Genomic DNA, 20,933 nt, shown 5'->3' on the forward strand with positions numbered 1-20,933 from the left:
TTCCTCCGCTACTCCGCGACCGGAAGGCCGGTGAACAGCCCGCCGCGCTCCAGATCGAGAAGATAGGCCTTGGCCGCAAGCCCGCCGGCAAAACCCGTCAGCTTGCCGCTCGCACCGATCACACGATGGCAGGGCACAACGATCGACAACGGATTGCGTCCATTGGCCGCACCGACCGCGCGCATCGCGTTCGGATTGCCGAGCACCTCGGCAAGCTCGCCGTAGCTGCGCGTTTCACCATAGGGAATCTGCAGCAGCAGGTTCCAGACCTGGCGCTGGAACGGCGTACCGGCGGGATCGAGCTTCAGATCGAAAGCGGTTCTGCTGCCCGCGAAGTATTCGCGAAGCTGCCGCGCCGCCTCGACAAGGACAGTGTGGCGCGCCTGCTCGGCGCCGATGTCGATTCTCACCCGCTGAGGGTCGTCGTTTTCCCACAGAATCGCCGCCAGGCCTTCGTCGCTGGCAACCAGCGTCAGCCTGCCGACCGGCGTGTCGACGCAGCCATGGCAATAAGCCTTCATCGCCCGTCGCCAGCGGCCGCCAACAAAAAGCCCCTCGCGGGGCTTTCTGATCTGCGGGCGATCGACATCACGCTCACACGCCGTTGACGTCGACCGGCGCGCCGGTCTTCTCCTGCACTTCCTGCGCAGTCACGCCCGGCGCCAGCTCCACCAGCTTCAAACCCAGCGGCGTCACGTCCAGCACGCACAGCTCGGTGATGATGCGGTTGACGACGCCCAAGCCGGTCAGCGGCAGCGTGCACTCCTTGAGGATCTTGTGCTCGCCGCCCTTCGCCGTGTGCTCCATCAGCACGACAACGCGCTTGACGCCGGCCACGAGATCCATCGCGCCGCCCATGCCCTTGACCATCTTGCCGGGGATCATCCAGTTGGCGATGTCGCCCTTGTCGGTGACCTGCATCGCGCCGAGGATCGACAGGTTGATGTGGCCGCCGCGAATCATCGCGAAGGAATCGGCGCTGCTGAAGAACGCGCTGCCGGGGACCGTCGTGATCGTCTGCTTGCCGGCGTTGATCAGGTCGGCGTCGACTTCGCTGTCCTTCGGAAACGGGCCGATGCCGAGCAGGCCGTTCTCGGACTGCAGCCAGACGTCCATGCCCTCGGGAATGAAGTTCGCGACCAGCGTCGGCAAGCCGATGCCAAGGTTCACGTAGAAGCCGTCACGCAGCTCGCCGGCCGCGCGCTTCGCCATCTCGTCTCTGTTCCAGCTCATTTCTTATCTCCGATTCTGGATCCCCGCATCCGCGAGGATGACGCCTGCGGCGTCATTTGCTCACCGTGCGCTGTTCGATGCGCTTCTCTGGAGTGGGGTTGTGCACGATTCGATGCACGAAGATGCCGGGCGTGTGGACCTGATCCGGATCGAGCGCGCCGACTTCGACGATTTCTTCGACTTCGACGATCGTCACGCGGCCGGCGGAGGCCGCCATCGGGTTGAAGTTGCGTGCGGTCTTGCGAAACACGAGGTTGCCGGAAGCGTCCGCCTTCCAGGCCTTGACCAGCGAAACGTCGGCGCGCAGCGAGCGTTCCATCACGTACATCTCGCCGTTGAACTCGCGCGTCTCCTTGCCTTCGGCGACGATCGTGCCGTAGCCGGTCTTAGTGAAGAAGGCCGGGATACCGGCTCCGCCGGCGCGCAGCTTCTCGGCGAGCGTGCCCTGCGGCGTGAACTCAAGCTCGAGTTCGCCGGCGAGGAACTGGCGCTCGAATTCCTTGTTCTCGCCGACGTACGACGAGATCATTTTCTTGATCTGTCGCGTCGTCAGCAGCATACCCAGGCCAAAGCCATCGACGCCGGCGTTGTTGGAGATCACGGTGAGGTTCTTCTTGCCGCTGTCGCGCAGTGCGGCAATCAGCGCCTCGGGGATGCCGCACAGGCCAAAGCCGCCGACCGCCAGCGTCTGGCCGTCCTGTACAACGCCCTCCAGCGCCGCTGCGGCGCTGGGATACAGTTTCTTCATGATGTGGATCCTGGTGGATTCGACTTGTGCCGCAGATTGTACTGCCGCCGGGCCGTCGCGCAGCGGGGGAATGTCCCCAAGACAGCGGCAGGCAAAAGCCGGCTCACAACGAGGCCAGGAAACGGATCAGCTTGCGCCGCTGCTCCTTCGGCAACGCGGCCCAGCGATCGCGCGCGGCCTGCGCCTCGCCGCCATGCCAGAGGATCGCCTCGGGCAGATCGCGTGCACGGCCGTCGTGCAGGTAGCCGGCATCGGCGCCGGACACGGTCTTGAACTGGGCAAGGCCCCACAGCGGCGGCGTACGCCAGTCGGCGCCAGCGGCCTCGAACTCGCGCAGTCCGTCGGCCAGCGCCGGGCCCATGTCGTGTAACAGCAGGTCCGTGTACGGAAAGATGCGCTGCCGGGACAGCTCCGGCAGGCCGGCCACCTCGCCCGTCGTCCACTCCGGCTGATGGCAGCTCGCGCAGCCCAGCGCGTGAAAGAGTTTTTCGCCTTCGATCACCTCGGGCCGCTCGTGATCGCGGCGCGCAGGCACCGCAAGATGGCGCGCATAGAAGACGACGGCATCGGCGATCTGCGGCTCCAGTTCGGGCTGGCCGCCGCTGGCTTGTGCGGCGCATGCAGGCTGCGCCGCCGTGCAAGACTCGCGAGGAAACAGCGCCGAGGTGATGCCGATATCGTTGACGAAGGCGTCCATGACCTGACGCTCGATCGTCGGCTGCGTAGCCTTCCAGCCGAAGCGGCCAATCTGCTTGTCCCGCAGCCGATTCACGCGCCCGCCGTTGCGACCCGCCAGCTGCTCCAGCGCCGCTTGCGGGATCGCTTCAAGCAGGCCGAGGCCGATCATTGATGGCGCGACGCGCGGGCTGATCGTGAAATCTCCCGGCGCACCGTAGTGCCAGGCGTCGACCTGCAGTCGCGGCCGGCGCATCGGCACCTCGGTGCCATCGGGCAGGGTTTCGATGTGCTCGATCCACTCGATCTGCGCGTTCGCTTCCGGCAGCAGTCCAGGCAATGCGGACAGCTGCAGATGGCTGCCGTACAGCGGGTGCAGACCGCCATCGGCGACGCCGATACGCAGGACGGCGGCGCGGAAAGCGTCGCCAGGGCGCTGCGGCAGATGCCCGCGCCCGTCGCGGATGTGGCAGTCCTGACAGCTCGCCGCCATGTACAGCGGCCCCAGTCCATCGCGCGCCGAAACCGAGGCGGGCGCACTGACCCAGGGCGCGGTGAAGAACGAATTGCCGAGCACGAAGCGGCCGCGCTGGCTGGGCGTCAGATTGCTCGCCGGCTGCGAGTAGGCCTCGGCGGAAAGGTGGGTGCCGGGCTTGAGCGAGATGTGCGTCGTGGTGCCGCCCGGCAGCGCTTGCGCGGGCAGGTTCTGCGTCTGCGGCACGGCATAGTGACCCGTGCGTTCCGTCGGCGCTGCAGGTTTCCCGCAAGCCGCGAGCATCAACAGCAACAGTGCCAGACAGGCCCTCATGCGCCCGGGCCCGGATGATGCGGATCAAGGTCGCCCAGACCCAGGCGTTCGCCCAGTGTCTCCAGCAGCGCAGCCTCGGCCTCCAGCGCCGCGATCGCACTTGAGATCAGCAGGGCGCCCCCAGCGTTGTCCGGCGCGATCAGCTGATCGAAGCGCTCACCGCCCTCGCCCGCCATCTGGACCGCATGCAAGGCAGCCCGGCTGCGCTCGAAGGCGCGATCGATCTCGGCAGCCAATGCGGCATCGCGGCTGCGCGCCAGATCCGCGAGGCTGACTTTTGCCTGCGTCGCGCCATAACGCCCGTAGTAGAAGTTCTCGATGCCGACGGCGTTGTAGTACAGCGAGTTGTGGGTATCGTCCGAGAAGCAGTCCTGTTCCTCTTCCGGCGCGCGGGCGAGCAAGGCAACCTGCATGCGTTCGCCGGCCAGTTCGGCGCCCGCCATCGTCGCCAGACCAAACAGCACGCGACGCAGACCCTCGTCGACATCGCCTTTGACGAGCCGATCGCCATAGCTGCCGGGCTGCGGCCCCCAGGTCGGCGCCATCTCGAACAGCGCTAGGCGCAGCAGCTCGACCGCATCGATCAGAAACGCGCGGCGGCGCTCGCAGTGCCGCAGCGGCGCGGCGCGTTCGCCGTCGGTGCATTGCTCGGCCGTCGTCGCGTAATCGCTGGCCGGCCGCTCTCCCGCACCCGCGCCATAGCCATGCCGGTCCTGGCCCCACAGCATGAATTCGATGGCGTGAAAGCCGGTCGCGATATTGGCTTCAACATCGGAACGGCCCTGTGCCGCGACCAGCACCGACGGCTTCAAAGGGTCGGTGCGCAGCGGTGCACCGCCGATCATCAGCACCTCGCTCGCAATCAGATTAGCCCGCGCCAACGCGTTGGTCGGCGAAGCCGCGTAGCTGTCGTCAACGTAATCGAGAAAGCCCTCGTCGATCGGCCAGCTGTTGACGCCCAGCTCCCACTCATCGACAAACCAGTTGCCGAAGCGCAGCGCCTCGGTCTGCGCATACGGTACGCGGGCAGCGCGCCAGGCGGCGCGCGCGGCTTCGAGGGTCTGGTCGCTGGGCCGCTCGACAAAGGCGTTAACGGCGCGCTGAAGTTTTTCCGTCGCGCTCAGCGCGTCGCCGTAGCTCGCGAAAGCGACGGCGCGGTAGCTGTCGAGCACCGCACGAACATCCACCGGCTGTGGCCGGCAAGCGGCGCACAGCAGAACCGCCAGCAGTACGCCGGATCCGCGCACTCCTTACCAGCCCAGCTCCTGGCGGGTCAGCTGGAAGACTTCGATCGGACGCTGCGGATTCAGGCCTTCGGCATTGTCGCCGTACCATTCAACCGTGATGCGATCGCCGAGCAGCGAGGCCCACATGAAGCCGGACGAGCCGCGATAGTCGGAGATGCCGCTGCGACCCTTGCGTTCCTCAAAGCCGAGATTGCTGGCCGGGCGGGTTTCCGTGCGGCCACCGGCGCCGGAGACGATGAACTCGGTGCGACCGCAGCTCTCGACCGGCTTGAGCCAGCGCATGTCGTGCTCGTGGCCCTGGATGTGGAACTGCACGTGATCGCAGATCGCTTCTTCCATCGCCGCCTTGAACGACGGCGAGCCGTCGCCGTAGTTGCCGTTGGAGATGTAGTTGTAATGGCTCATCGACATCTTCCAGCGCGCCGGCGACAGACGCAGCGCTTCGGTGAACCACTGACGCTGGAATGCCGTGTCGTAGGGCAAGTCGACCAGCGACGAATCGCCGTCGATCGTATCGCTGTCGACCGCGAACAGTTCGAACACATTGCCCCAGCGATGCGTGTAGTAGCGCGCCGGCATGTTCCAGTTGTTGCTCGGACGGTTGGCGCGGTAGTGATACGCGACCTGATTGTCGCCGATGCCGGGCGACTGCCCGGTCAGACCGTTGTCGTGATTGCCGAGCACCAGATAGAACGGGATGTTCACCGGCGCATAGATATCTTCGAACGCCGTGTTGAACTGGCGATCGAATGGCGTCAGCGCACCGATCAGGTAGATGTTGTCGCCTGCCGCGACCGCGAAATGGCAGCCGGGATTGTCGGCCGTGGCCTTCTGCGCGCACAGCGCGGCGATCGTCTGGCCGAGTGCAGCCTGCACGCCGTCCTGGGTGCCGGCGTCGCCGATGATGATGAAGTTCAGCGGCTTCGAGGCGTCGTGCGGCGTGAACTCGGTGGTCGGCGGATGCAGGTTCTTGCTGCCGGTACTGGGAGCCACCGGCGCGTCCGCGCCGCTGCCGGGATCGGGCACCGCGCCGGCCGGCGCGGAATTGCCGCAGGCGCTGAGAAAAGCAGCGGCCGCCACGGCCGCGGCAAGATGCCATTTCATCGAATTCGAAATCACGCCAACCCCCGATCGTCCCGCCAGGCTAAAGCTGTCCAGTCTGCCCAGCCGATGTGACAAGAAGGTGATGATTGCACAGGCGCTACATCGCTTGCAGCCAGCTCGCGATCTCGGCGATGGCCTGCTTGTGGGCCGGGGTCGGCATGGTGCCCACAAAGCCGTGCTGCTGGCCGGCATGGCGTTTGACCACGACGGCCACGCCGGCAGCGGTCATGCGCTGTCCGTAGGCCAGGCCCTCGTCGCGCAGCAGATCGTCCTCGGCCAGCACGATCAGCGCCGGCGGCAGGCCCTGCAGGTCCGCCGCGTGCAGCGGCGTCGCCAGTTCGTGGGACGCCGTGTCGCCCGCCCACAGCGGGCTGTCGCGCAAATACAGCGCCCACAGCTCCCTCATCTTCGGATGCGACAGTGCGTATTTGGACGTGCCGTAGGCCTTGTACGACGGCCAGTCCGCGTAGCCGCAGTGATCGGTGACCGGATAGATCAGCACCTGGCCCTTGATCATGCCCGGGTGGCTGCGGCGCGCCTGCTGGGCGCACACTGCGGCGAGATTGCCGCCGGCGCTGTCGCCGCACAGCACGATGCGCGCGGGATCGCCGCCCAGGCGCTGCGCATTGCGCTGCATCCACTCCAGCGACGCCAGGCAATCCTGGATTGGTATTGGAAACGGATGCTCCGGCGCGAGCCGGTAGTCGAAGGCCACGACCAGATGGCCGCTCTGCACGCAGAGATCGCGGCACATGCCGTCATGGGTCTCCAGATCGAAGCCGACCCAGCCGCCGCCGTGGAAGAAATGCAGCACCGGAAACGGGCCCTCGCCGAGCGGGCGATAGACGCGCAGGCCGATCTGCCCGCCGTCGACCGGCATCGTCTCGTCGACGATCTCCAGAATCGTCGCCAGCTTGCCGCGCCACTTGAGGTGTATTGCAATGCGGATCAGCCGGCGCAGCAGATTGAGTTTCAGTCGTTCGAACATGGTGCGATCCGTGGTACGTCGGTGCTGGCTCAGAATGAAACCGCCACGCGCGCGATCAGCGTGCGCGGGCGGATGTAGTTGTGGTCTTTGGCGAACTGCGGATTGTTGACGCCGCTGATGATGCCGCGCTCGTCGGTCGCATTCGCCAGCACCAGCGACAGCTCCGGCTTGCCGTCGATGTAGGGGTTGGCGATGTTGAGCGTGGCGTCGAGCGTCTGGTAACCGAACACCGTATCGAGATAGGACAGCGTATTCGGCGCCGAACTGATCGTCGCATACAGCAGCGAGCCGCCGCCTTCCCAGGTGCCGAACAGCGGCCGCTGGTAGCTGAGCGTGCTGGCCGTCTGCCAGCGCGCGGCGAGCGGCCAGGTCGTGCCGGGCTGGGTTTCTTCACCGTTGCTGGTCGTGAATGCTTCGGTCGTCACCGTTTTCACGTACGAGGCAGCGACCGACAGTGACAGGCCAGGCAATGGCGTCACGTAGCGGAATGCCGTCTCGACGCCACGACCGCGCGCGCCGCCGACGTTGTCGAAGTACGAACCCAGGCCGGTCGCATCCGCCTGCTGCAGCTGCGGATCGATCCAGTCGATCTGGAACGCCGTGACATCCGCCGTCAGCGTACGGTCCAGCCACTGCGAGCGCAGGCCCAGCTCGTAGCTCCAGATAATGTCCGACTTGTAGAAGTCCGGCGCCTGCGAGGTGATCGTGCCGACCAGCACCTGCGCACCGCCGAAGCGGAAGCCGCGCGCAACCGAACCGTAGACGCTGGCGTTGTCGTTGATCTCGTACTTGAGCGCAATCTTCGGATTGACGCCCTGCTCGCGCAGATCGCCTTCCTTGACCGCCAGCGTGCTGCCTTCGAAGTTCTGCGGCGTGATCGTCGCGGCGCCGGAGAACAGGATGCGGCTGTGCGAGCGGGTCTGGAACAGGCGCAGGCCGAGCGTCAGTTCGAAGTCTTCCCAGAAGCCGATGCTGGCCTCGCCGAACAGCGCGGCCTCGCTGACGTTGATCGGATCGGCTTCGCCGCGCGCGGCGTTGATCTTGCCGTCCTCGGTGATGAAGCCGTAGAAACCCGGAATGATGTTGTTCAGCAGTTCCAGCACCGGGTCTGGAATCGGCAACGACAGGTTGCTGGCGAGAATGTCCGAGACCTCGGTCATGTGCACCTTGCGGTAGAACACACCGGCCAGCCAGTTCCAGCCCGGATCGAAGCCGGCGTTCGACGAGAAGCGGATTTCCTGCATCAGGCTTTCCGATTCGTTGGTGTTGGTCAGCGTGACCGTCGGCGGCGGCCGGTTGAGGTTGCCGATGCGCGACGCATCGATCAGGCCGTCGAAGAACTTGTAGGTGCGGCTGGTCTGCGACAGCACGTCGAAGCTGTCGAACGAATAGCCGATACCGATCGTTTCGAGATCGTAGCGGCTGCGCGTCGGGCTCTGCTGTGGCGTGTTCGAGCGGCTGAGCCGGCCTTCGTCGTTGTCGGTGATCGGAAGGTCAGCAACCTCGGTCTCCTGCGCGATGACCATCGCGGAAATCTTCCAGGCGTCATCCGGCTGCCACAGGCCCATCAGGCGTCCGCCCTGCTGCGAAACTTCGTTGACGTCGTCGATGCCGCGCTGCAAATCGTCGACCCAGCCCGGTGAATCGCGGTCGAAGCCGACGACGCGGAACGCCAGCGTATCGCCCGCCGGCACGTTCATCGCAGCGCCATAGATCAGCCCGGCATTGCCTTCGTAGACGTTCTCCAGCTGCGTGAAGGCCTTGGCCTGCCACTGCCCGAGCATTGGCTCGACCGGCACGTAGCGCACCGCGCCGTTGAGCGCCGAGCCGCCGAACAGCGTGCCCTGCGGGCCCTTGAGCACTTCGATGCGCGCGAGATCGAAAGGGTTCGGGTCCAGCGTCACGCGCGGCAGGGTCGGATCCTCGAACGGCACGTCGCCGATGAACACGCCGGTCGTGTTGCTGGTGTTGAGATCCGCGCCGATGCCGCGGATCGTGATGCGGTTGGGCGTGATCGAATCGTTGGCGAAGGTCACGCCGGGAATCTGCTTGAGGAAATCCTCCTGGCTCTGCACGCCGAGCTTTTCCAGATCATCGCCATGCAGCGCGGACACGCTGGCCGGCAGATCGCGCGCATTGGCCTCGCGCTTGGTCGCCGTGACGACGATCTCTTCGAGCCGGGTCGGCGACGAAGGTTCGTTCAACGGCGGCGGCGTAGGCGCAGCGCGCGTCTCGACCGGAATCGTCGGCAACGGCGCCGCCTCGTCATCGCCGATGACCGGCGTGGACGCTTCCTGCGCGAACGCCGTCCCGGCCGCCAGCGAGCAGACCAGCGCCACACATCGCCACATCGCATTGCTCATCGCTCTTCTCCTGCCATCTGCGTCATCCGCTGTTTCGCGCATGCGCTTTGTAATCCGTATCTCTTACTTCAGCGGCGCCAGGATGGCGCGCAAGCCCATCGCCACCGCACGCGCGTAGACCGAAGTGTGCGACTCGCCCTCGAGCACCTGGCAGTCGGCGATGTCGATCCCGCGGTCGCGCAGGGCATCGACATAGCGCCGGGTTCGCGGAATGCCGGCGATCCGGTTGAACCGGTTGTCGAGTTCTTCGGCGCCGATCGCGCAGATCACGCGCCCGCGCACGGCGCGCTTCGGCGGCAGATTGTCCGCGCGCAGCATCCAGTCGTCGCCGATGCCGACGCCCGGGCTCAGGCACAGGAAATCGCGGAACGGCGACCGCGCCTGCGCGACTGCATAGCCGACGAACGCGCCGCCCGCGGAATGACCGACCAGGCTCAGCGCCTTCATGTCGATCGGCAGGCTGGCGCTCAGACTCGGCAACAATTCATGCGCGAGAAAATCGTGGAACGCCGGCGCGCGGCCAAGTTGCTCGCGCGCATCCTGTCCCCGCAGCGCGAAAGCAGAGCGGAAGAAGCGTCCGAGTTCGTCGTCGTAGCGATACTCCGGCGGCGTCGGCGGCGACAGCTCCTCGAAACGCCGGTAACCGAATTCCAGTTCGCCCTCGCTGCGCGGCGTACCGACGCCGATGACGATCGCCTCGGCAATGTCGCCCGCCCTCGCCAGCCCCGCGGCAATCTCGGCAACGGTGGCGAAGCCGCCATTGGCATCCAGCGCGAGGATCGCCGGATAGCGGCGCTCCCTATCGCTGCCTGCGCTGTCGGGCACGCTAACGAAGACCTCGAAGTCGCGGCCCATGCGCTGGGCCCGCACGACGTGGCGATCGCCCGCAACGGCAGCAAACGTCCTGCGCCCGGTGAACGGCCGCAGCACCGGCGCCAGCGCGCAGAGCGTCCGCGCGACCAGCGGGCGAGTGAGCGCCGTTACTTCTTCGCCATAGCGATGGTTCAGGCCCCAGAAGCGGCGCAGGCCGTGCAGCAGCGCCGGCACGAACAGGCTGCCGGCGGATGCTTCCGGCAGAACCTTCCAACAGATGTCGGTGCGCGCGGCAACCGGCGCCGGCGGCGCTTCCAGCAGCGTCCAGGCGAGCGAGCGTGCCGCTGCCTGCGCCGGCAGCAGCGCGAGCAGTTCGGCGCCGGCCTGCGGTGTCGCGACGATGCAGCGGGTGACGCCGGCGATGCCTAGTGCATGACAGCGCAACAAGGCTGCCGCCGCGGACACATCGGTCGCCACGCAGACGTCAGCCGCTCGGACTCGGTAACGCTGCAGGCACTGCGCCGCCAGTTCGCCGAGCAGTTCGGCGTCGGCAACCGACGCCGTTTCAAGATTGACGACGATGCAAGGCTCGACTTCCCGCGATCCGGCCAGCACACGGCTCATTTCCACCGCCGCGCCGAAATAGCCCGCTGCCGCGGTCAGGATCAGCAGCGGATAGCGGCGGCGGCGCGATTTCGCGTAGGCGGCAGGCAGCGCCACGGACACCGAAAGCCGCTGTCCCTGCCAGCTCAGCTCGAAGCTCTCGATGCGCTCGAGCCGCGCATGCGTGGCGTCACGCAGCGACAGCGTCGGCGCCAGCGCAGGCCGCGCCGCCGGGCGGGCAGCGATCTGCGTTGTCGATGCCGTCAGCTGGCCTCGCTCGTGTCGCGTCAAAGCCATCACTCCTCTCTCGCAGCGTCATCCTGTGCGGATGCGCAAAACTATTCATTGTGCATAGAAAGATATATTGTCTAGTTTGTGCCGACAAGGCCACCGCACCGAGAGGACCACTCTCTTCTATGTAACGTATTGTTTACATGGATTATTGGACAGGGAATCAGCGAGGCTTCCCACGGCTCCCGCCTTGACTCCGCGAGACAGTCTGTATATTTCACGACCATGATCGATCCGCTTGACCCCTCGACCAAGAAGCCTGCGGCCCGTCCGCGGGTGCGGACGCGCCTGTCGCGCGAGGAGAAGAAAGTCGAGCGCGCCAAGGCGCTGCTGGATGCCGCCTGGCTGGCATTCTGCGAACTCGGCTACGAGAAGCTGACGGTCGAGGACGTCGCCGACCGCGCCGGCTATTCGCGGCAACCGGTGTACACGCTATTCGGCGACAAGCAGAACCTGATCTTCGAACTGCAGAGCCGCGCGACGACCCAGGTGATGGATCTGCTGTTCGCCCATCTGCGCCAGGGCGCCAACCTGCGCGACAACCTCGCGCGACTGGCGCAGATCGTCGCGGAGCAGTTGAGCAGCAGCAAACCGACTTACGGCGAGCAACTGCTGGTGGTCGCCCAGACCATTGCCCTCAACCGCCCCGACATCGCGGCCAAGCTGCAATTCCAGGCACGCTGGGTCATCGATGAAATCGCCCGCGTCATCCGCCGCTGGCCGCTCGCCAACGGCGACACGCTGCGCAGCGAACCGGAAGTCATCGCCGCCCATCTCGCCGCGCACATCAACGGCCTGACGACCGTGCAGTACCAGACTGGCCAGCGCTACGCCCAGGCCAAGGATCTCGAAGAGATTTTCCTGTTCCTCGCGCTCGGTGAAAGCGGCAAGCTCGCCGCCGCCGTCTGAGTACACGATGCCGGCGGCTGCGATCGGCGGCCGCGAATTGCAACGCGGCAACGAGACGATGCGCTAGGCAGCCGCATCTTCGGCAATACCGGTCCAGCTGCGCGTGTCGATCGGCCCCGCCGCCGGTTCGATGCGCACGCGGATACCGGTCAGATGCGCCATGCCGGAGACCGGCTCGATCGCGTCCACACCGTCCGCAGCGAGCAGATTGACGTTCGCGCCGCCGAGCTTGCCGGCCACGCTCAGGCCACGCGCATGCTGGTGGCCCCAGCCATGCGGAATCGCGACGGTGCCCGGCATCAGCGTATCCAGCAGCTTCACCGGCAAGCGGATGGTGTTCGTCGGCGAGTGGACGTCGGCCGCGCTCTTCTCGGCAAGACCTTTCGCGCGGGCATCGTCCGGGTGCATGTACAGGTAGTTGGTCTGGCCCATCTCGCCATTCGTGAGTTCGGCGATGTTCTGCGTCCAGGAGTTGTGCGTGCTGTGCATGCGCTTGGAGATCAGGCGCAGCTCGCCGCGCGCATAGCTCGCGCTTTCGTCGCCGAAGATCGCGTCGAGCCGTGGCGTCTGCTCCATCAGCATCGGCGGCGCCAGATGCACCTTGCCGTCGTCGTGCACGACCCGCTTGCCCAGATAGCTGCCCGGCTTCGGGCCACCGCGCCAGGCCAGGCCCTGCGGCTGCTTCACGATGTCGCGGAAACGGCCGATCTTCGACGAGCGCAGGATCAGGTCGAGAATCAAGCGGATCGGCAGCGACGGCTGGCGGCGGCGACGGAACGGCGCATTCGCCCACAGCATCAGCTGCATGATCCATTGCAGTGGCTTCGCGGCAAACAGGCTGACGCCGCAGGCGCGCGCCAGCTGCGTGTAGATCGTCGCCTCGTCGCGTTGCTCGCCAGTCGGCTCGACGATCGCGTCGGTAGCGGCGATATACGAGCGCGACTGCATGCCGAGAAACAGCGGAAACACGAACGGCAGGTCGGCGCGCTCCAGCGGCGACGTCGCCGGCAGCACGTAGTGCGCGTGGCTCGCCGTCTCGTTGAGATAGATGTCGGTGACGACGAGCAGTTCCAGTTCGCCCAGCGCCTTTCGCAGCCGCGCCGAATTGGGCATCGTCAGCAGCGGATTGCCGCCGGTGACGAACAGCGCCTTGATCTGCTCCGTGCCCGGCTTGAGGATCTCGTCGGCCAGGATACCGCCGGGAAAACCGCCGTTGAGTTCACGGAACGCACCGACGCGCGAACGCTCGATACGCTGAAACAGCTTCTCCTTCTTCGCATACGCCGCGAAATCGAACAAACCCTCGCCGAGCAGCACGCCGCCTTCGCGATCGAGATTGCCGGAGATCGCATTGATCACATCGGCCAGCCACTGCGCGAGCGTGCCGTGCCTGCCCATGCCCAGGCCGGTTCCCGTCACGATCGCCGAAGCACCGGCACCGATGTAGTCGCCGACGATGGTCTTCAGCGCAGCCGGCTCGATGCCGGTCAGCGTCGCGGTCTTCTCCGCAGGCCATTGCTGCGCAAGCGCTTCAATCTCCGCCAGCCCCGTCATGAAGCGCTGCGTACGCTCGCGATCGACGCCGCCCTGCGCAAACAGCTCGCGCAGGAACGACAGGAAGAAGAACACATCGGTGTTCGGCCGGATGAACTGATGCGCGTCCGCCATCTTCGCGGTCTCAGTCTCGCGCGGATCGACAACGACGATGCGCCCGCCGCGCTTGCGCACATCCTTCAGGCGCTTGCCGGGATGTGCGACCTGCAGGAACGTCCACTTCGACACGATCGGATTGGTGCCGACGATCAGCATGTAGCGCACGTGATCGAGATCGACAAACGGCTGCGTGAACGGAAAGCCGTACATCTCGGTCGCCGACGCAAAACGGTTCGCACAATCCTGCGTCGACGACGAGAACATGCTGCGTGAGCCGATGCCCTTCATGAAGCCTTCGGCAAAGATCGGATGCAGCAAGCTGAAGCCAGCGGCAGTGCCTACATACATCGAGATCGCATGCGGACTGACCGCGCGCAGCCCCTCCACCTTCGCACCAATCTCCGCATAAGCCTGCGCCCAACTGATCCGCTCGAACCGATCACCGACGCGCTTCAGCGGATGCTGCAGACGATCCGGCGAGTCGTACATGCGGTGCTGGTTCAGCCCCTTCATGCAGGCGAAGCCGTCCGTGCCGATGTGGTCCTTGTGCGGCTTCAGATCCACGACCTTGCCGTGCTCCAGCTCGGCGACGAGCCCGCAGGATGCCTCGCAGATACGGCAGAACGTGTGCTTGGTTTCTTTCATTGCGCAGGTCTCCCCCAGCGTTACGGACACCCTAGCGCGGTCGGGAACCGGCGGACTCGGCAGGACGGACGAGTTCGGCTGCATGAAGCGCAGCGAAGATCACAGCGTCAACGAAAAAGCCCCTGATGATCAGGGGCTTGTATTCTCATCTGGCGGAGAGAGCGGGATTCGAACCCGCGATACGGTTTGACCCGTATACACGCTTTCCAGGCGTGCTCCTTCAACCACTCGGACACCTCTCCGGATTGTTGCCGTGCCCAGCAGGCTGATGCACGCCCCGGTTTCAGGGGCGCGCATTATAGCCGCCGTTACTCGGCTTTGGGGGCGGTGGCCGGCTTGGGCGCTTCGGCGCCGGCGGGGGCTCCGATGATGGCTTCCGGCGGCTCCTCGGTGACGCGCATGCGCGGCGGCATGTCGAGGCATTCGGTCTGGATGTTGCCGTCTGCGTCCTTCGTCTGGTTGGCGAAGCCGACCGGGGCCTTGGGCGCTGGCGGGATCTGCAGGGCGGACGGCGACTGCGGGACGCTCAGACCGTCGACTGCGGCCGGCGGCGGCAGGGTTTCGGCCTTCTGGTATTCGAGCTCGCCGGTGCAATGACGGGCCGAACCGCCGCAGGCGCTGAGCGCGGCGACGGTGACCAGGGCGGCGATGCGCAGGGGCATCATGAGATGGCCCCGGCGGCGCGCAGTGCTGCGCGCACGACTTCGTGATGGGACGCATCCAGCGAGATCAGCGGAAGACGGAGACCGTCCTGAATCATTTTCATCTGGGTGAGTGCCCACTTGACCGGAATAGGGTTGGGTTCCACGAACAAATCCTTGTGCAGCGGCTGCAGCTCGGCGTCGATGCGCTCTGCCTTGGCCTTGTCGCCGGCCAGCGCGGCGGCGCACATCTCATGCATCTTGCGCGGCGCGACGTTGGCGGTGACCGAGATGTCGCCATGGCCGCCCATCAGAATCGAGGCGCAGGCCGTGGCATCGTCACCGGAGTAGATCGCAAAGTTGCTGCCGAGTTCCAGCGCCAGCAGGTCCTTGATCCGCGACAGCTCGCCCTTGGCTTCCTTGATGCCGACGATGTTCGGGATCTTGCCGAGGCGGCCGACCGTGGCCGGCAGCATGTCGCAGCCGGTGCGGCCCGGCACGTTGTACAGGATTTGCGGGATGTTCACCGCTTCGGCAATCGCCTTGAAGTGGCGATACAAGCCTTCCTGCGGCGGCTTGTTGTAGTACGGGGTGACCAGCAACGCGGCATCGGCACCGACGGCCTGCGCGGCGCGGGTCTGCTCGATGGCTTCGGTGGTGGCGTTGGAGCCGGTGCCGGCGATGATCGGCAGGCGGCCCTTGGCGATCTGCACGGTGCGGCGGATGACTTCGATGTGCTCTTCGATGTCCAGCGTCGCCGATTCACCCGTCGTGCCGACCGAGACGATGGCGTCCGTGCCTTCGGCGATATGCCACTCGACCAGGGTCTCCAGGCCTTTCCAGTCGACCTTTCCGTCCGCGAGCATGGGCGTGACGATGGCGACGATACTGCCCTTGATCATGGCGGGGTTCCGGCTCGGCGGCGGCGGCAAAAGGGGCGAAAGTATAGCGGCTGCGCGCCGCCAATCGCGAGATTGAGGCCCCGTCTGGAGGGTTTCCCGCCGGCGGTGCGCGGTCACGGTCGCGCTGAATGGATTAAAATCGGCGCCTAATTTTTGCGACTGGCCCCATGTCCCAGACTGATTCACTGCTGACGGTATCCGCGATCGGCAAGCCCAAGGGCAATGTGCCGCTGGAACTGTTCAAGGCGATCCGCGAGCGCGGCGGCGAAGTCGAGGACTGCCGGATTGCCCAGATCGGCGACCGCCTGACCGCCAATCTGCTGGTCTCCGGCAACTGGAGCACGCTTGGCCGCCTCGAGACTGCCCTGCCCGGCATCGCCGAGAAGCTGGAGCTGCAGGTGCGCTTCGAGCGCTGCGAGGCGCGACCGGTGTTTCCGGATTTCCGCCCGTACGCCGCCGAGGTCGTCGCGCCGCAGGACTCCAATCTGCTGGTCAACATCCTTGAGTTCTTCCAGCACCAGGACGTCGTGGTCGTCGAGATTTCGACGCAGAAGTACCAGTCCACCCACACCGGCGCCGAGATGGCCAGTGTGCAGATGGTGCTGCATGTGCCGGTCAGCCAGCATCCGCAGGCGCTGCGCGAGTCCTTCATGGACCTCTGCGACGACCTCAATGCAGACGGCATGATGGACCCGATCAAGACCTGAGATCGGCTGAGCCCTAGCCTCAGCCAGCAAGAAAACTCGTCATTCCCGCGAAAGCGGGAATCCAGGGCGGACAGAGTCGCTGTGTATTCCCTGGATGCCCGCGTTCGCGGGCATGACGGAATTCGTGTGGCGACTGAGAGATTCCCATGACCCTGAGCATCGGCGACAAGATTCCGGATCTGACCCTGCCGGCGAGCAGCGGCAGCACGATCAAGCTGCGTGCGCTCAAGGGCGAGGCGCTGGTGCTGTACTTCTACCCGAAGGACAACACGCCGGGCTGCACGCAGGAAGGCCAGGACTTCCGCGATCTGTACAAGGATTTCCGCAAGGCCGGCGCACAGATTCTCGGCGTGTCGCGCGATAGCGTGCGTACGCACGACAACTTCATCGCCAAGCAGGGCTTCCCGTTTGCGCTGCTGTCGGACGCCGACGAAACCCTGTGCCTGGCGCTCGACGTGATCCGCGAGAAGAGCCTTTACGGCCGCAAGTACATGGGCATCGACCGCAGCACTTTCCTGTTCGACGACAAGGGCGTGCTGCGCGAGGAATGGCGCAGCGTGAAGGTCAGGGGACACGCCGCGGAAGTGCTGGCGGCTGTCAAGGCGTTGTAACAATCGCCACCGCTGCAAGGCCCACAACCATAGCGCGAATTTCGCGGTTGCGGCAGTCCCTTTTCGCGGCTGCGATCTTGGGCTAGATTCGGCTTGAACCTGCTCGCGCAGGCGGCTTCATCAGCCTCTTCCCGAAAGCGATTACTACCCACCTCTACAGCAGACGCCGATCAACGACCCGAATCCCCGGGTACGGCCGCTGTCCCCTGCTCGCCAACTGTCAATCTGCTGCGGCTCCAGACCGCGGCACAGGACTCCGCTCGCCCTCATGAAAAAGCGAAAGATCTTCGTCCTCGATACCAACGTCCTGCTGCACGATCCAACCAGCCTGTACCGCTTCGAAGAACATGATCTGTTCATTCCGATGGTCGTGCTCGAAGAGCTCGACAACTCCAAGAAGGGCACCAGCGAAGTCGCTCGCAACGCACGTCAGGTCAGCCGCTTCCTCGATGAGTTGATGACCGGCAAGGATCACGCGCAGATCGAGAAGGGTCTGCCGTTGCCGGGCACGCGCACCGGCCCCAACAGCGGCCGTGGTCGCAGCGACAAACCTTCAAGCGGCTGCCTGTTCTTCCAGACCAAGCTGACGGATACCCAGCTGCCGGGCCTGATTCCGGGCAACAAGCCCGACAACAGCATTCTGGTCTGCGCGCTGGAGCTGCAGACGCAGCATCCGTCGCGCAAGGTCGCGCTGGTCAGCAAGGACATCAACCTGCGGATCAAGGCGTCGATCGTCGGCGTCCACACCGAGGACTATCACAACGATCATGTCCTCGACGATCTCGATCTGCTCTACACCGGCTATCGCGAGCTGCCCGCCGATTTCTGGGCGACGCACGGCGAACGCATGGAGAGCTGGCAGGACGAGCGCGGTCGCGCCGCGTACCGCATCAAGGGCCCGCTGGTGAAGGACTGGCACGCCAACCAGTTCCTCTACATCCCCGACGATGCCGATGGCGATGGCGGCCTGGAAATGGTCGTCAGCGCGATCAAGGGCAATGTCGCCGAGCTGCGCATCATCCGCGACTACCGCCACGGCAAGAGCAGCGTCTGGGGCATTCACGCAAAGAATCGCGAGCAGAACTTTGCGCTGAACCTGCTGCTCGATCCGGATATCGATTTCGTCACCCTGCTCGGTACCGCCGGCACCGGCAAGACGCTGCTGACGCTGGCCGCCGGCCTCGCGCAGACGATGGACGAGCAGCGCTATCGCGAAATCATCATGACGCGCGTGACCGTGCCGGTCGGCGAGGACATCGGCTTCCTGCCCGGCACCGAGGAAGAAAAGATGACGCCCTGGATGGGCGCATTGATGGACAACCTCGAAGTGCTGACGCAGAACGGCTCCGGCGGCGATTGGGAGCGCGCGGCCACCAATGACCTGCTCGCCAAGCGCATCAAGATCCGTTCGCTCAACTTCATGCGCGGCCGCACCTTCCTCAATCGCCTGATCATCATCGATGAGGCGCAGAACCTGACCGCCAAGCAGATGAAGACGCTGATCACGCGCGTGGGGCCCGGCTCGAAGATGATCTGCCTGGGCAATCTCGGCCAGATCGACACGCCGTATCTGTCGGAGACCAGTTCGGGCCTGACCTACGTCGTCGACCGTTTCCAGGGCTGGCCGCACGGCGGGCATGTGACGCTGGCACGCGGTGAGCGCTCGCGACTTGCGGCGTACGCTTCGGAAATTCTCTAGAGGAAACACCGGAAAACGAAAGCACCCGAGGTCCTGGCCGCCATCGGCGCTCGCAATGCATGGGTATTCCTACATACACTGCATCCGCTGTGCGCCGAGGGCGGTCAGGCTGCCCTCGCTCGCTGCGATTCTTTCAGCGCTTTTTTTGGGTATTCGCATGGTCTTCGGCAAACTCGGTGCAGCAATGAAGGACGGTGCGCTCGGCATCGGCCTGCGCAAGTTCTTCAACGAGAAATTCGGCGAGTACGGCGACGTCCAGGATTGCGTCGTCGACACCAAGGCGGGGCGCGTCACGGCGCAGGTCATCATGCGCGGCGAGCGCGAGCCGATCACGATCACCATCAACCGCTACGAGATGGTCAACGAGGACGGCAAGACGTTCTTTACCGTCCGCCAGGTCACGACCTCGCGCGCCTGGATCACCTTGCTGCTGAACAAAGTCCTGGATGGCCGCCGCTTCGAAGTCCCTGCCAGCGTCGGCCGCATTCTCTGAGCCGTCTTGGAACTCACTCTTGAGCTTGCCGCCCTGTGCGGCTTTGCCCTGCTTGCCGGATTCATTGATGCCGTGGTTGGCGGCGGCGGGCTGATCCAGATTCCCGCGCTGTTCGTGCTGATGCCGGAAGCTCCGCCGGCGGTATTGCTGGGCACCAACAAGTTCGCCAGCGTCTGGGGCACAACCAGCGCGGCAATCCAGTATCTGCGCCGCGTGCCGGTGGAATGGCGCGCGACATTGCCGGCGACGATCACCGCGCTGATCTTCGGCTTTCTCGGCGCCCGCGTCGCCGCGCACTTCCCGCCCGATGCGTTTCGCCCGCTGATCCTGATCCTGCTGGTGTCGGTACTGGCCTATACGCTGGCAAAGAAAGACATCGGCGCTCTGCATGCGCCGCGCTGGGCCGGCCATCGGCAAACCGCGCTGGGCCTGCTGGTCGGCACCGCGATTGGTTTCTACGACGGCTTCTTCGGGCCGGGCACCGGCAGCTTCCTGATCATCGCCTTCGTCGGCCTGTTCGGCTTCAGCTTCCTCGCTGCATCGGCGTCGGCGAAGGTCGTCAACGTCGTCACCAACGTCGCGGCGTTGAGCTACTTTGTCGCGACCGATCACATCCGTTACGACATCGCGGTACCGATGGCGGTCTTCAACGTCGCAGGCAGCCTGCTCGGCACGCATCTGGCGATCCGCAAGGGCAATGGCTTCGTGCGCAAGCTGTTCATCGTCGTGGTGAGCCTGCTGATCCTGCGCTTTGCCTGGGATTTGATCATCCCGTAGCCCGGGTGCAACCCGGGTTGCACCCGGGCTACGGTATTTTCCCCTGCGTTGGCTAAGCCCGATCGGCGGCGAAGGCGAGCACCTGATCCAGCGACGACAGCCCGAGCTTGAGCATCAGCACGCGATCAAGTCCGACGGCGACGCCCGCACAGGGCGGCATGCCGTGCGCCAGCGCATCGATCAGATGGGCGTCATAGGGCGGCACGCCGCGGCCCAGGGCTTTGCGCGCTTGCTGATCCGCTTCAAAACGGCGCCGTTGTTCGGCCGCATCGGTAAGTTCGTGAAATCCATTCGCCAGCTCGATGCCGCGCCAGAACAATTCGAAGCGCTCCGCCAGTGGCGGCGTGCCCGGCCGCACGCGAGACAGCGCGGCCTGCGTCGCCGGGAAGTCATAGACAAACTGTGGCGCCTGCACGCCGAGCCGCGGACCGACGACATGCGACATCAGCAGGTCGAGCCAGAAATCGGCATCGTCCAGTTCGCTGGCGCTCAGGCCTTGAATGCCGATCATGTCGCGCGCCGTCCAGCGCTCGCGCAACTCGGCCGCGTTCAATGCATGCGGGTCAAAGCCGGCATGCTGCTCGAAGGCCTCGCGATAGCTGATCCGTGTCACTGCGCCCGATACGCCGCAGGCCCGCAGCAGCTCGGCGAGCTCGTCCATCAGCGCGTGATGATCGAAGCCCGGCCGGTACCACTCGAGCATCGTGAATTCAGGATTGTGGTAACGCCCTTGCTCGTCGCGGCGGAACACGCGGGCGATCTGGTAGATCGCACCGCTGCCGGCGGCGAGCAGGCGTTTCATCGCGAATTCCGGCGAGGTGTGCAGCCACAGCGGGTTGCCGGCAATGCTGAAGCTGTCGATGTGGCGATCCACGGTCGCCGCCTGCGACAAGATCGGCGTCTCGACTTCCAGCACTTTGCGGTCGGCAAAAAAAGAACGGACGGCGCTGTTCAGCGCCGCCCGTTCCTTGATCGTTTCCAGGCTCGCGGAAGGGCGCCAGCTGCGCGCCTCTCGCGTCATGA

Annotated in this window: 19 protein-coding genes and 1 tRNA gene; 6 read left to right on the forward strand and 14 right to left on the reverse strand. The window is 65.3% G+C overall.

Annotated features, from left to right (window positions below; all coding sequences use genetic code 11):
• Window positions 1–8 precede the first annotated feature (8 nt).
• The 9 genes from AC3WUF_RS14595 to AC3WUF_RS14635 all read right to left on the reverse strand — a co-directional run bounded on the left by AC3WUF_RS14595 (window position 9) and on the right by AC3WUF_RS14635 (window position 10,879).
• Window positions 9–521: a methylated-DNA--[protein]-cysteine S-methyltransferase gene (locus AC3WUF_RS14595; RefSeq protein WP_492426808.1), complete on the reverse strand. Its 513-nt coding sequence runs from the start codon at window positions 519–521 to the stop codon at window positions 9–11.
• Between the two features lie 73 nt (window positions 522–594).
• A complete protein-coding gene (locus tag AC3WUF_RS14600; protein ID WP_492426810.1) occupies window positions 595–1,233 on the reverse strand; it encodes a CoA transferase subunit B in 639 nt (212 codons plus the stop codon).
• A 52-nt stretch (window positions 1,234–1,285) separates the two neighbouring features.
• Window positions 1,286–1,981 (reverse strand): CoA transferase subunit A, encoded by a 696-nt coding sequence (locus tag AC3WUF_RS14605; RefSeq protein ID WP_492426812.1) that lies wholly within the window; start codon window positions 1,979–1,981, stop codon window positions 1,286–1,288.
• 103 nt (window positions 1,982–2,084) lie between these two features.
• A complete protein-coding gene (locus AC3WUF_RS14610) occupies window positions 2,085–3,464 on the reverse strand; it encodes a di-heme oxidoreductase family protein (protein ID WP_492426814.1) in 1,380 nt (459 codons plus the stop codon).
• Window positions 3,461–4,711 (reverse strand): imelysin family protein, encoded by a 1,251-nt coding sequence (locus AC3WUF_RS14615; RefSeq protein WP_492426816.1) that lies wholly within the window; start codon window positions 4,709–4,711, stop codon window positions 3,461–3,463. Before AC3WUF_RS14615 ends, AC3WUF_RS14610 begins: the two co-directional genes overlap by 4 nt.
• 3 nt (window positions 4,712–4,714) lie before the next feature.
• Entirely contained in the window at window positions 4,715–5,815 is a 1,101-nt protein-coding gene (locus AC3WUF_RS14620; RefSeq protein WP_492426818.1) for a metallophosphoesterase, read from the reverse strand.
• A 97-nt stretch (window positions 5,816–5,912) separates the two neighbouring features.
• Window positions 5,913–6,803 carry an alpha/beta hydrolase gene (locus AC3WUF_RS14625; protein ID WP_492426820.1) on the reverse strand — a complete coding sequence of 297 codons (891 nt, stop codon included), beginning with the start codon at window positions 6,801–6,803 and terminating at the stop codon, window positions 5,913–5,915.
• Window positions 6,804–6,832: 29 nt separating this feature from the next.
• Window positions 6,833–9,166 (reverse strand): TonB-dependent receptor, encoded by a 2,334-nt coding sequence (locus tag AC3WUF_RS14630; protein WP_492426822.1) that lies wholly within the window; start codon window positions 9,164–9,166, stop codon window positions 6,833–6,835.
• Window positions 9,167–9,229: 63 nt separating this feature from the next.
• The gene (locus AC3WUF_RS14635; protein ID WP_492426824.1) at window positions 9,230–10,879 is read right to left on the reverse strand and encodes an alpha/beta hydrolase; all 1,650 of its coding nucleotides are present in this window, start codon (window positions 10,877–10,879) and stop codon (window positions 9,230–9,232) included.
• A gap of 219 nt (window positions 10,880–11,098) precedes the next feature.
• Between AC3WUF_RS14635 and AC3WUF_RS14640 the strand changes: the two genes are divergently transcribed.
• Window positions 11,099–11,782: a TetR/AcrR family transcriptional regulator gene (locus tag AC3WUF_RS14640; protein ID WP_492426826.1), complete on the forward strand. Its 684-nt coding sequence runs from the start codon at window positions 11,099–11,101 to the stop codon at window positions 11,780–11,782.
• Between the two features lie 63 nt (window positions 11,783–11,845).
• On the opposite strand, the gene AC3WUF_RS14645 is transcribed toward AC3WUF_RS14640, so the two are convergent.
• From AC3WUF_RS14645 to dapA, 4 genes are all read right to left on the reverse strand, one after another.
• On the reverse strand, window positions 11,846–14,080 hold the full coding sequence (locus AC3WUF_RS14645) for a molybdopterin-containing oxidoreductase family protein (protein ID WP_492426828.1): 2,235 nt from the start codon (window positions 14,078–14,080) through the stop codon (window positions 11,846–11,848).
• A 150-nt stretch (window positions 14,081–14,230) separates the two neighbouring features.
• Window positions 14,231–14,322 (reverse strand) — tRNA-Ser (locus AC3WUF_RS14650).
• 66 nt (window positions 14,323–14,388) lie between these two features.
• Window positions 14,389–14,745: a hypothetical protein gene (locus AC3WUF_RS14655; RefSeq protein ID WP_492426830.1), complete on the reverse strand. Its 357-nt coding sequence runs from the start codon at window positions 14,743–14,745 to the stop codon at window positions 14,389–14,391.
• The gene (gene dapA, locus AC3WUF_RS14660; protein WP_492426832.1) at window positions 14,742–15,623 is read right to left on the reverse strand and encodes a 4-hydroxy-tetrahydrodipicolinate synthase; all 882 of its coding nucleotides are present in this window, start codon (window positions 15,621–15,623) and stop codon (window positions 14,742–14,744) included. Before dapA ends, AC3WUF_RS14655 begins: the two co-directional genes overlap by 4 nt.
• A 167-nt stretch (window positions 15,624–15,790) precedes the next feature.
• Here dapA and AC3WUF_RS14665 point away from each other — a divergent pair, with 167 nt between their 5' ends.
• The 5 genes from AC3WUF_RS14665 (at window position 15,791) to AC3WUF_RS14685 (ending at window position 19,910) form a co-directional block, all read left to right on the forward strand.
• The gene (locus tag AC3WUF_RS14665) at window positions 15,791–16,330 is read left to right on the forward strand and encodes a glycine cleavage system transcriptional repressor (protein WP_492426834.1); all 540 of its coding nucleotides are present in this window, start codon (window positions 15,791–15,793) and stop codon (window positions 16,328–16,330) included.
• A gap of 146 nt (window positions 16,331–16,476) precedes the next feature.
• Window positions 16,477–16,941, forward strand: coding sequence for a peroxiredoxin (locus AC3WUF_RS14670; RefSeq protein ID WP_492426836.1), 465 nt, complete (start codon window positions 16,477–16,479; stop codon window positions 16,939–16,941).
• Window positions 16,942–17,209: 268 nt separating this feature from the next.
• Complete coding sequence (locus AC3WUF_RS14675; RefSeq protein ID WP_492426838.1) at window positions 17,210–18,640, forward strand: PhoH family protein; 1,431 nt, start codon at window positions 17,210–17,212, stop codon at window positions 18,638–18,640.
• A 157-nt stretch (window positions 18,641–18,797) separates the two neighbouring features.
• On the forward strand, window positions 18,798–19,133 hold the full coding sequence (locus tag AC3WUF_RS14680; protein WP_492426840.1) for a hypothetical protein: 336 nt from the start codon (window positions 18,798–18,800) through the stop codon (window positions 19,131–19,133).
• Window positions 19,134–19,139: 6 nt separating this feature from the next.
• The gene (locus AC3WUF_RS14685; RefSeq protein WP_492426842.1) at window positions 19,140–19,910 is read left to right on the forward strand and encodes a sulfite exporter TauE/SafE family protein; all 771 of its coding nucleotides are present in this window, start codon (window positions 19,140–19,142) and stop codon (window positions 19,908–19,910) included.
• 52 nt (window positions 19,911–19,962) lie between these two features.
• Here AC3WUF_RS14685 and epmA read toward each other — a convergent pair whose 3' ends face one another.
• Window positions 19,963–20,931, reverse strand: coding sequence for an EF-P lysine aminoacylase EpmA (gene epmA, locus AC3WUF_RS14690; RefSeq protein ID WP_492426844.1), 969 nt, complete (start codon window positions 20,929–20,931; stop codon window positions 19,963–19,965).
• Window positions 20,932–20,933: the final 2 nt, after the last annotated feature.

The organism is Fontimonas sp. FW305-C-3, assembly GCF_058783185.1.

Coding starts and splice junctions, on each gene's coding strand:
- AC3WUF_RS14595 (WP_492426808.1), bottom strand. CDS start 521: ATGAAGGCTTATTGCCATGGCTGCGTCGACACGCCGGTCGGCAGGCTG.
- AC3WUF_RS14600 (WP_492426810.1), bottom strand. CDS start 1,233: ATGAGCTGGAACAGAGACGAGATGGCGAAGCGCGCGGCCGGCGAGCTG.
- AC3WUF_RS14605 (WP_492426812.1), bottom strand. CDS start 1,981: ATGAAGAAACTGTATCCCAGCGCCGCAGCGGCGCTGGAGGGCGTTGTA.
- AC3WUF_RS14610 (WP_492426814.1), bottom strand. CDS start 3,464: ATGAGGGCCTGTCTGGCACTGTTGCTGTTGATGCTCGCGGCTTGCGGG.
- AC3WUF_RS14620 (WP_492426818.1), bottom strand. CDS start 5,815: ATGAAATGGCATCTTGCCGCGGCCGTGGCGGCCGCTGCTTTTCTCAGC.
- AC3WUF_RS14625 (WP_492426820.1), bottom strand. CDS start 6,803: ATGTTCGAACGACTGAAACTCAATCTGCTGCGCCGGCTGATCCGCATT.
- AC3WUF_RS14630 (WP_492426822.1), bottom strand. CDS start 9,166: ATGAGCAATGCGATGTGGCGATGTGTGGCGCTGGTCTGCTCGCTGGCG.
- AC3WUF_RS14635 (WP_492426824.1), bottom strand. CDS start 10,879: ATGGCTTTGACGCGACACGAGCGAGGCCAGCTGACGGCATCGACAACG.
- AC3WUF_RS14640 (WP_492426826.1), top strand. CDS start 11,099: ATGATCGATCCGCTTGACCCCTCGACCAAGAAGCCTGCGGCCCGTCCG.
- AC3WUF_RS14645 (WP_492426828.1), bottom strand. CDS start 14,080: ATGAAAGAAACCAAGCACACGTTCTGCCGTATCTGCGAGGCATCCTGC.
- AC3WUF_RS14655 (WP_492426830.1), bottom strand. CDS start 14,745: ATGATGCCCCTGCGCATCGCCGCCCTGGTCACCGTCGCCGCGCTCAGC.
- dapA (WP_492426832.1), bottom strand. CDS start 15,623: ATGATCAAGGGCAGTATCGTCGCCATCGTCACGCCCATGCTCGCGGAC.
- AC3WUF_RS14665 (WP_492426834.1), top strand. CDS start 15,791: ATGTCCCAGACTGATTCACTGCTGACGGTATCCGCGATCGGCAAGCCC.
- AC3WUF_RS14670 (WP_492426836.1), top strand. CDS start 16,477: ATGACCCTGAGCATCGGCGACAAGATTCCGGATCTGACCCTGCCGGCG.
- AC3WUF_RS14675 (WP_492426838.1), top strand. CDS start 17,210: ATGAAAAAGCGAAAGATCTTCGTCCTCGATACCAACGTCCTGCTGCAC.
- AC3WUF_RS14680 (WP_492426840.1), top strand. CDS start 18,798: ATGGTCTTCGGCAAACTCGGTGCAGCAATGAAGGACGGTGCGCTCGGC.
- epmA (WP_492426844.1), bottom strand. CDS start 20,931: ATGACGCGAGAGGCGCGCAGCTGGCGCCCTTCCGCGAGCCTGGAAACG.